The 9,904-nt window shown below is 51.9% G+C and carries 9 protein-coding genes; 5 read left to right on the forward strand and 4 right to left on the reverse strand.

Annotated features, from left to right (window positions below; translation table 11 throughout):
- Positions 1-133 precede the first annotated feature (133 nt).
- The 3 genes from CGZ75_RS21840 (at position 134) to CGZ75_RS21850 (ending at position 3,548) form a co-directional block, all read left to right on the forward strand.
- Positions 134-904 (forward strand): ABC transporter ATP-binding protein, encoded by a 771-nt coding sequence (locus tag CGZ75_RS21840; RefSeq protein WP_245851071.1) that lies wholly within the window; start codon positions 134-136, stop codon positions 902-904.
- Complete coding sequence (locus CGZ75_RS21845; RefSeq protein ID WP_089526371.1) at positions 904-2,625, forward strand: hypothetical protein; 1,722 nt, start codon at positions 904-906, stop codon at positions 2,623-2,625. The genes CGZ75_RS21840 and CGZ75_RS21845 overlap by 1 nt, the downstream gene beginning before the upstream one ends.
- A gap of 80 nt (positions 2,626-2,705) precedes the next feature.
- Positions 2,706-3,548, forward strand: a complete 843-nt coding sequence (locus tag CGZ75_RS21850; protein WP_089526372.1) for a metallophosphoesterase family protein — start codon at positions 2,706-2,708, stop codon at positions 3,546-3,548.
- Between the two features lie 837 nt (positions 3,549-4,385).
- Here CGZ75_RS21850 and CGZ75_RS21855 read toward each other — a convergent pair.
- The 3 genes from CGZ75_RS21855 to CGZ75_RS21865 form a co-directional block, all read right to left on the reverse strand.
- Positions 4,386-5,753, reverse strand: a complete 1,368-nt coding sequence (locus tag CGZ75_RS21855; RefSeq protein WP_089526373.1) for an MATE family efflux transporter — start codon at positions 5,751-5,753, stop codon at positions 4,386-4,388.
- Between the two features lie 150 nt (positions 5,754-5,903).
- Positions 5,904-6,929, reverse strand: coding sequence for a LacI family DNA-binding transcriptional regulator (locus tag CGZ75_RS21860; protein WP_089526374.1), 1,026 nt, complete (start codon positions 6,927-6,929; stop codon positions 5,904-5,906).
- 273 nt (positions 6,930-7,202) lie between these two features.
- Positions 7,203-8,945, reverse strand: a complete 1,743-nt coding sequence (locus tag CGZ75_RS21865) for an alpha-glycosidase (protein ID WP_089526375.1) — start codon at positions 8,943-8,945, stop codon at positions 7,203-7,205.
- Positions 8,946-8,989: 44 nt separating this feature from the next.
- On the opposite strand from CGZ75_RS21865, the gene CGZ75_RS25455 reads away from it, so the two are divergent.
- Complete coding sequence (locus tag CGZ75_RS25455; protein WP_176444959.1) at positions 8,990-9,166, forward strand: hypothetical protein; 177 nt, start codon at positions 8,990-8,992, stop codon at positions 9,164-9,166.
- On the forward strand, positions 9,163-9,336 hold the full coding sequence (locus tag CGZ75_RS25460; RefSeq protein ID WP_176444960.1) for a hypothetical protein: 174 nt from the start codon (positions 9,163-9,165) through the stop codon (positions 9,334-9,336). The genes CGZ75_RS25455 and CGZ75_RS25460 overlap by 4 nt, the downstream gene beginning before the upstream one ends.
- Positions 9,337-9,342: 6 nt before the next feature.
- On the opposite strand, the gene CGZ75_RS24855 is transcribed toward CGZ75_RS25460, so the two are convergent.
- A complete protein-coding gene (locus CGZ75_RS24855) occupies positions 9,343-9,741 on the reverse strand; it encodes a hypothetical protein (RefSeq protein ID WP_141136863.1) in 399 nt (132 codons plus the stop codon).
- Positions 9,742-9,904 lie beyond the last annotated feature (163 nt).

Raw genomic sequence — 9,904 nt, forward strand, 5'->3', positions numbered from 1 at the left:
TTAAAGAAATGAAAGGTGGATGTATGGATTGAACCCGACTTTTTCTTCCCTTGATAGCAATTCGTATATTCCGCATCAGAAGCGGCCGGAGCCCCGATCCAATCAACCTCAGGGTGACGCTCAAAAGCCTGTTATCCGGCTTCACGATTTACGTAAAAATTATGGCACCAAGCTTGTGTTAAAAGGGATTGATCTGGAGGTTTACCCCGGCCAAATTATCGGTTATATCGGTCCCAACGGAGCGGGTAAGAGCACAACCCAAAGACTTATGCTGGGACTGGAGCACGGTTATTCCGGTCTCATCGAGGTGCTTGGCCAGGACATATCGAATGGCTCACAAGCGTATAAAAACCGAATCGGCTACGTGCCGGAGACGGCCGAGATTTACGATATGCTGACCGCTCGGGAGTATTTGTCGTTCAGCGGGCAGTTGTATGGGCTGAAGCAGGATGACGCAGAGTACAAGGCGGCCAAGCTGATGCGGATATTTGGTATGGAAGAGGTGTTCGACCGGAGAATCGATTCATTTTCCAAAGGGATGCGCCAAAAGGTAATGCTGACCGCAAGTGTGCTGCATAACCCAGATGTACTGTTCCTGGACGAGCCGCTGAGCGGCCTCGACGCTGGTAGCGTTGCTGTTGTGAAAGAGATTTTCGCCCGGCTTGCCGCTCAGGGAAAAGCTATTTTTTATTCCTCGCATATTATGGATGTCGTTGAGAAGATTAGCAGCCGTATCATTTTACTCCATGAAGGCCAAGTAGCGGCGGATGGCAGCTTTGCGGAGCTGAAAGCGCGTGGGGCAGAGGGCAGTCTGGAGCAAATATTCAATCAGTTAACGGGATTTACGGAGCATGAGGCAATCGCCGATCGGTTCTGCGAGACGGTCCAGGAGGCGTATAACTAATGAGAAATTTTGCTGCGCTGCGTTTGCTCGACCGCTTTAGCGGCATGCTGACCCGCTCGGGATACGACTATCCGGCGCTGCGCATCATTCTGCAGGCCAAGCTGACGATGGATCGCAGGCGGCCATCAGGGCTTTTAAGTACGTTTGGGGGCAGGAATAAGGTGGAGGAGAATCCAGATCGTAATGCCTTTTTCTCCTCCCTGTGGGTGTATGCTCTCGTCAGTGTGTTTACTTTGCCTCTGCTTGTGATTACGCCGGGAACACCGCTGTTTGGGATGAGCCTGGTATTTTCCGTGCAAATATTTTTGCTCTCCGCGCTGTTAATGTCGGATTTCTCTGCGGTGATGTTGGATACACGGGATCTAGCGATACTAGGTTCAAAGCCGGTCCCGTCCGGTACGAGAGGACTCGCAAAGCTGCTGCATATCGCCATCTATTTGTTCTGGATCGTATCGACGCTGACCTTGTTGCCGCTGATTGCGGTATTATTCGTACACGGTCCGCTAGGTTTCTTGATTTATTTGGTGGAAATCTGGCTTATGACCGCGTTGCTTGTCTCGATGACGGCAGGCGCTTATTATCTCGTGCTCCGTTTCTGGGATGGAGAAAAGCTGAAGGACATGATCAACTATGTCCAAATCGTGCTGGCGACTGTTATGGCCGTTGGGTATCAGGTTGCCATCCGTTTGATCGATTTCAGCCTCTTGGAACAGTCGTTCCAGACGCGCTGGTGGTGGGCGCTCGTGCCTCCGGTCTGGTTTGCAGCTCCGTTCGAGCTGCTGAAGGGGCGGGAAAGCGGCGGCCTATACGGCATTGCTTTTCTCGCGCTGATCGTACCTCTCTTGGCGTTGTTTATCTATATTCGGATGCTGCCGGCATTCGAGCGTCAAGTGCAGAAGCTCGCTCAGAAGGATGGGGAGAGCAAGCGGCCCGTACGATACGGGCGCAAGCTTAAGCGTGGCGGCATGGCTTCGCTGACCGCGGCACAACGGCGGCCCTTTCATGTTTGGCTCGCAGATAGGTTGCTGCATGATCCGCTGGAACGCGGACTTGTGCAGTTTGCAGGAACAATTTTTAGCAGGGAACGGGAATTCAAGTTGAAAGTATACCCTGGCCTTGTATTTTCCGGCGTGCTCCCAATTTTTTCTCTGATACCTGCTTTGCAAAGTGAGGGCTTTCGACTGAGCGGGCTGAGCCCGGTTTTCGGCCTAGCACTGTATGGAGGTGGATTATGTGTACCGGTGTTACTCGCGATGCTTCCCTTTTCGAGTCGGTACAAAGCGGCCTGGGTTTATCACACGGCACCGGGCCTGCAAGAGGATAAATTACATCGTGCAGCAGTGACAGCGGCGCTGTTGAAGCTGTTCTTGCCTCTTTACAGTGTGATGGCGATTGTGTTTCTGATCGTATTCAATTTTGGTTTTTTGCCGCATCTGGCGGCGATCACGTTTGCTTTAATGATCTTTACGGTAATTGGCTACCGAGTCTTTCCACGTTCGCTGCCCTTTTCGAAGCCTTACCCTACGGGGAACTCAGGGACTGGCAACGGCTATGTATTTCTGTTGATGTTCATTTTGGCTCTAATAGTAGGTGTACATCTTGTTATTAATTTTCTAGCTGGTGTGACCTGGGTATGGGTTTATGCAGCTACTCTTGCCATACTGAATTACTTCGTTTGGAAGTATGGATTCGTGAGTAAGGATCGTCGAAAACCACAATAAATTTCGTTAACGAAACCAGCACTTTCTCAGGTATAATCTGGGTTGAATATCCAATCTAGCCGCCAAGGAGGAAGATCAACATGAAGCTGATTGTCATGGGAGACTTGCATTATAGTTCGCTTGATGAGTCAATGTCTGAATTAGAGCAGGTGCATACTGCCTACTACAGTAAGCTGATCGAACGATTTCTGGAGCAGGAGGCCGACTATCATATTTCCCTCGGAGATCTGACCAACTTAGGATCAAAAAGCGAGCTGGCTGAGATTTATGAGCTGATCGGCCGTTGGAAACGCCGGTTTATACAAGTACTCGGCAACCATGATCTCAACGTTCAGTCACGTGCTGACGTGCTGGCGCAAACAGGACAGCTGCGCTATCATCGCATTGAGACAGATGAGCTGATGCTCGCTTTCCTGGATACGGCGCGCGATCAGGATTTACTCAACTGGGGCGGCTTCTTTGATGAGGAGCAGCTCGCCTGGCTGGAGGAGACTGTGGTTGCCTCTGGCAGCAAGCCGCTACTCGTGTTCGCTCATCATCCTGTCTACGAGACGACGGTCGGTTCCGAGGAGGTTATGGGCTCGATTGATCCGGACATCAATATGTGGCGGGCGTTGAACCGCAAGGAAGGTGTCGGCGTTTATTTCAATGGGCATACACATAACGAATCAATCGTGGTCAAAGATAACTGGACATTCGTACAGATGGCGGCTTGCCTGGATGTGCCTGCATTCCGCATCGTCCAAGTAGATGCCGAAGAGATTGCGATCTCGACATCCGAGGCCCTCGACAAGGAGATTACAGAAGGCCCAGCCATTCTATGCGCGCATATGAATCACTTCTCCCTGAACACATTTGCTAGAGGGCAGGAGTCGGACCTCGGAACGAGGGTTCCACTGAAGAACCGTACTGGGAGTTTGTAGGAGAGTTTGTAGCAACTTTATAGGCGGCTTAGAAGCGGCTTTATAAGCGACTTAGGAGCGACTTAGAAGCAGCTTAGAAGCAGCTTAGAAGCGACTAACCTTAGTCATTTTTCGCAAGCCGGACTTATTCGATTGAAAATCAAAAGTAACCACAATTGAAATGGATCGCTCAGCCCGCAGACCTTTTGAGGTCTGCGGGCTTTTCCTTTTTCTTGGAGATGCCCGGCCGCTTCTGCTTGTTCTCTAACATGTTAGACGATGATAACTAGCTCATGTACGGTAGCCAGAGTCGTTTTTCGTCAATTTATGTACTAGCGAACAGACCAACTCGCCCATGGATGTTCTAACGGACCTGAGAAGCGTTATTTGGATCAAAATGAGGGTTTTTCCGTGAAATTCACTCAATAGCGTCTCTCAGGTCCGTTACGTATTGAGGAGAGGGCATGCACTAGTGAAACTTAGAGTACCTCAAATCACATCACATCTTCACACCACATCACCATCACCACACCAGATCACCACATTCATGCACGATTGAAACTTACCGCTGTCATCTAGGTGAAGTGGTATATCTCCCTAACTTTTAATGATATTTGGCGCTGCCTGACGGGACTTCTATGGCAAAATAAAACCGGGCCCTTCCCAGTGTAATGGGAGGGCCCGGCAAGTGAGAGCGGGAGGAGCGAAGCGGCCGGAACCCGCCTGCAAGAGCGGCCGGAACCCGCCCGCAGAAGCGGTCGGAATATATGCGGCGGTGTTGCCTTAGAGGCCAGATTCGGCCCTATGCCACCGGCCTTGTACCAACAGCCCTGTACCTTCGACCCTATGCCTCCCGCTTTATGCCGATTTCCCGACTCGCTGCGGAGAACGCTGAACGATGCGCAGTCGGATACCGAAGCCGAGTGTAGCAAAGGTCAATCCGGCTGTGATGCCGACCCAGAACCCGTAAGGGCCGAGATCTGTCCAGGCGGCGAGCGCATAACCGAGCGGCATGCCAATGACCCAGTAAGAGACGAAGGCGACGATGAACGGAATCTTCACATCTTTGTAGCCGCGAAGCGCTCCCTGGAGCGCTGCCTGGGAGGCGTCGGACAACTGGAACAAAAGCGCAAATATCAGGAAAGTGACCATAAGCACGGCGACCTCAGGATCACCAGTGTACATGGCGGCGATGACCGGCCGGAAGAAATAGAGTACGGCGGCCGCCGTAACCATCAGGCCAACGGCCATGGTGACGCCCATTTTGGCATACAAACGAGCGTGTTGGAAGCGTCCTGAACCTGCCTCGTAGGAGACGAGGATTGTCAATGCCATGCTAATGCTGAGCGGCACCATGAACAGTAGCGAGGAGAAGCTCAAAGTCGCTTGGTGGGCAGCAATCGTATTTGTACTGAACATACCTCCCATGAACAGGGTGACCACCGCGAAAATACTCGCTTCAAAAAAGGTCGACAAGCCCATCGGAACACCGATGCCGAGCAGCTCTTTCCAGCTTTTCCAGGATGGTTTGTACCAACGCCGGAACAGCCGGTGAACGCGCAGCGCCTCCGTGCGGAATGTCAGCCAGATGCTGACTATAAAAATAAACCAATAAGTGATGCCGGTCGCATACCCGGAGCCGATCCCGCCAAGACGCGGCATGCCCAGCTCGCCGAAAATAAGGCCGTAATTAAGCAACGCATTCAACGGAATGGCAGTTAACATCATCATCATGGTCATTCGTGTATAACCCTGCGCTTCCCAGAAATACCGCAGCACATAGCTGCCGAACAAAGGGATCACGCCGATGGCTAAACCACCTAGGAAATGTTTGGCGATGTGCTGGACTTCTGGTTCTAGTCCCATCAGACCTAAGATGGGCTCGAGACTGAGCCAGCCTCCGAGAAGAACGATAATGGAGAAGAGCAGCGATAGATAAAGCGCCTGCACTACCGGGCGGGAAATACCGTCTTTTTCGCCGCGTCCGATCATCTGGCCGATAATTGGCGTAACAGCGAATAGTATGGCATTCATACCTGTCATAATCGGCATAAACAGGCTGGAGCCGACGGCGACACCTGCCAAGTCGAATGTGCCAGCGCGGCCGGACATCATGGTGTCTATTACACTCATGGCCGTATAACTGACCTGGGTTACAACGATAGGACCGAGAATCGAGAGAAATAAGAGCATTTTTCCGCGTAACGCGGGTTCGTGGCGAATCATAATCCGTACTAACCTCCAGTGGAGCGGGTGACACGGTTGATTTCCTGGGAGCACTAGAAGCGTGGGGCCGGGGATGTGTCTGCTCAAAAGAATAAGATCTGCCCCTGAGGACAGATCTATGTATTGTAGCACAAAGGCAGAACTATCTCATTATGTAACTTTAATTGGCTGTGACGATTCGCGCGGGATCAGGCGATGCGGCACGATGACGCGCCGCTGCTCCGGCTGCTCTCCTTTAACCGAGCGCAGCAGCAGTCCCGCCGCCTCCAGACCAAGATGATATACGCCGATATCAACGGAGCTAATGGGTGGAGAACTGACTGGTGACATAGGGTTGTCGTTGAAGCCGAACACAGCCATATCTTCCGGCACAGAATAGCCAAGCTCCGACAGAGAATTGAGGAGGCTGAACGCCAAAAGATCATCCATAACAACGAGTGCGGTCGGCCTATCTGGTCGGTCCATCAGTGCTCGAACAGCGCTTGTGCTGTCCGCACGCACCAGCTCTGTACTCACGAACCAGCCGGGCTGAGGTTCAATGCCAGCCTCTTCAAGCGCTCTGCGATAGCCCTCATGACGGTCGGCGGAAACGACGAGTTCGAGCGGTCCGCTCGCATATCCGATACGACGATGGCCTAGCTCCAATAGATGGCGTGTGACATCATATGCTGCTTGCACATTATCGTTGTCTACGGTTAGAATATCGGGCCGTTCCCGATCGCGTCCAATTAACACGAACGGGAACGATTCCTGCTGCAGGTAGCGGATGACCGTATCGTCGAGGCGTGATTGTAACAAAATAATGCCGTCGACGCGCCTTCCTTTGACAAGTCTCGTAACCGCTTCCAGCTCCTCTTGCTCTGATTTGCCTGTTTTGAGCAGCAGATCATATCCGGCACGTGTCGCTTTGCTCAGAATGCCCCGTGTCACTTCAGAGAAGAAGATATCGAGGAAAGCCTCATCCGCATTTCTCGGAAGCAACAGCCCGATCGTCATTGTCGTTCGAGAAACGAGATTTTTGGCCATAAGATTAGGATGATAGCCGAGATCTTCCATAACGATTTTAACCTTTTTTGTCGTTGCCGCGCTAATGCGTGTGCTTCCAGAAATGACACGCGACACGGTAGAAGGGGATACTCCGGCCTTTTTGGCCACATCAATAATGGTTACATTCATCGGTTACAGTCCTCTGCTTGAGCGAATGGTAGGCCTTGAGGCCAGGGTGAATGCTAAGAAAATTGTAAGCCGGGCGAGGTGGGAAATGCAAGGAATCCTCCTAAAATCATCATTGAAATAAAAAAGAGGCGGATGGGGTCCGCCTCAAGAAGGATTGTTTATGATTATTGAACGTCTCTGCCTTTGACTTCCTAGCCTTTGACTTCCTAGCCTTTGGCTGTATTAGCCTTGCCCCAGCGGGCTTCTTACAATCTTGGTCAGAGAGTTGAAGTCCTAATTCGCCCGCAGTAAGGCATAACCGAATGGCTCGAGCTCCAAAGAAAGCTTGCCGCCCGCAGCTTTAAGCTCTGCCCCGCTGAGCATCTCTTGCCAGTTCGAATGAGTCACGCCCAGCACAATGCTTGCCGCTGTATCACTTGGATTAACCGCGATCAGGTAATGGTCCATCTCATCGCTGCGTTCCAGAACGAGCAAGCTTTCTCCTTCGTTCGCGTGGAGGAAGTTCAGCGTGCCGCTGCGCAGTGCACGATGTTCCTTGCGGATCTTGATCAGCCCTTGAAAATGCCGGAATAGCTCGCGATCCTGCTTGTCCTGGTCCCATTCCATGCATTTGCGACAGCCCGGATCCCGATCGCCGTCCAGCCCGATTTCATCCCCGTAGTAGACGCAAGGTGCGCCCGGGAATACGAATTGGAGCAGCGTAGCGAGCTTCATTCGCTCTTTGCTGCCGCCGCACAGCGTCAGTAGGCGCTCCGTGTCATGGCTGCCGAGCAGGTTAAAGGCCACTTCATTGGCCTGGTCCGGATAGCTCGCCAGTAGTTCGGCAATTTTACCAGCAAAACGGCTTGCGTCAATGATGCCCTTTCCGGCAAAATCCACGACCAAATCGGTAAATGGATAGTTCATTACCGCGTCGAACTGGTCGCCGCCCAGCCAAGGCAGCGAATCGTGAAAGAGTTCTCCGAGAATATAAACGTCCGGATTGGCCGATTTGACCGTATTACGGAATTCCCGCCAGAACTGCATGTCCACCTCGTTGGCGACATCAAGCCTCCAGCCATCGATCCCGGTCTCTTCGATCCAATATCGCGCAACATCAAGCAGATACTCCTTAACCTCGGGATGCTCCGTATTCAGCTTTGGCATACGCGGCTCGAACGCGAACGTCTCATAGGTTGGAAGTCCATCCTTCAATCCTATCGGCCATTCCATCACTCGAAACCAGTCCGCGTATTTGGAATCCTTTCCGTTTTTCTGCACGTCTTTGAAAGGTTCAAATTCCTTACCGCTGTGGTTGAATACCGCGTCCAGCATGACCTTAATTCCGCGTTCATGGCAGGCATCGACAAGTTGCTTAAACAGCTTGTTATCACCGAAATGCGCATCTACCTTTTTATAATCAAGCGTATCGTACTTATGATTCGTCGTTGCCTGGAACAATGGATTGAAGTAAATCGCATTCACGCCGAGCTCCTGCAGATGGTCTAAGTGGTCGATGATCCCCTGCAAGTCGCCGCCGAAAAAGTTGCTTGGAGTAGGTTCTCCGCCCCAAGGTTCGGTCCCCTCCGGATCATTGGACGGGTCGCCGTTGGCGAAGCGCTCCGGGAAGATCTGGTAGAATACGGCCTCTTTGACCCAGTCTGGAGGAGTAAGTACATCAATTGGACTGAGGTAAGGGAAGTCAAACATCTTGTGCGGGTCGATAGGCTCATCTTCACGGAAGCCCTTTTCTTCATAAAAGAGGATCCCATACTCGGAACGAAGCTCGAAGGCATACTTCATGCGGCGCATGGAGGGCTGAGCCTCAGCTTGCCAGTAGTCGAAGAGCTCGTCGGATGGGAGCTTGCGCATGACGGTTTTGGACACGGTACGCTCCCAGGCGTATTTGTCTCCATGGATCAGGATGACTTCGGTGAGATCGTCTTTTTTGCTCCTTAGGCGTATGTGGAGCGTTTTTGTATCATAGGCGTAGGCCCAGTTGCCGCGTGGTCGGTGGTAGATAGCTTCAAAATTCATATTGGATTCCTCCTGAACGAGAGTAGGTATGTAATTGAAACTACTTGAAAAGCGTTCCGCGGGCTCGATGGGCTGAAGCAAGTAGTCGAAGCTACTTGAAAGGCGGTGCCGCGGACTTGATGGCTGAAGCAAGTAGTCGAAGCTACTTGAAAGGCGTGCCGCGGGCCGAAAAGCCCGAATCAAGTAGTCGAAGCTACTTGAAAGGCGTACCGCGAGCTTGATGGCTGAATCAAGTAGTCGAAGCTACTTGAAAGGCGGTGCCGCGGGCTTGATGGCTGAATCAAGTAGTCGAAGCTACTTGAAAGGCGTGCCGCGAGCTGAAAAGTCCGAATCAAGTAGTCGAAACTACTTGAAAGGCGGTGCCGCGGACCGAAAAGCCCAAAGCAAGTAGTCGAAGCTACTTGAAAGGCGGTGCCGCGAGCTGAAAAGTCCGAATCAAGTAGTCGAAGCTACTTGAAAGGCGTACCTTGGGCCGAAAAGCCCGAATCAAGTAGTCGAAGCTACTTGAAAAGCGTGCCGCGAGCTGAAAAGTCCGAATCAAGTAGTCGAAGCTACTTGAAAGGCGTACCGCGAGCTGAAAAGTCCGAATCAAGTAGTCAAAGCTACTTGAAAGGCGTGCCGCGAGCTGAAAAGTCCGAATCAAGTAGTCAAAGCTACTTGAAAGGCGTGCCTTGGGCCGAAAAGGCCGAATCAAGTAGTCGAAGCTACTTGAAAGGCGTACCGCGAGCTGAAAAGTCCGAATCAAGTAGTCGAAGCTACTTGAAAAGCGTGCCGCGAGCTGAAAAGGCCGAAGCAAGTAGTCGAAACTACTTGAAAGGCGGTGCCGCGGACCGAAAAGCCCGAAGCAAGTAGTCGAAGCTACTTGAAAGGCGTGCCGCGAGCTGAAAAGTCCGAATCAAGTAGTCAAAGCTACTTGAAAGGCGTGCCGCGAGCTGAAAAGTCCGAATCAAGTAGTCGAA

Source organism: Paenibacillus herberti, assembly GCF_002233675.1.
Classification (GTDB): domain Bacteria; phylum Bacillota; class Bacilli; order Paenibacillales; family Paenibacillaceae; genus Paenibacillus_O; species Paenibacillus_O herberti.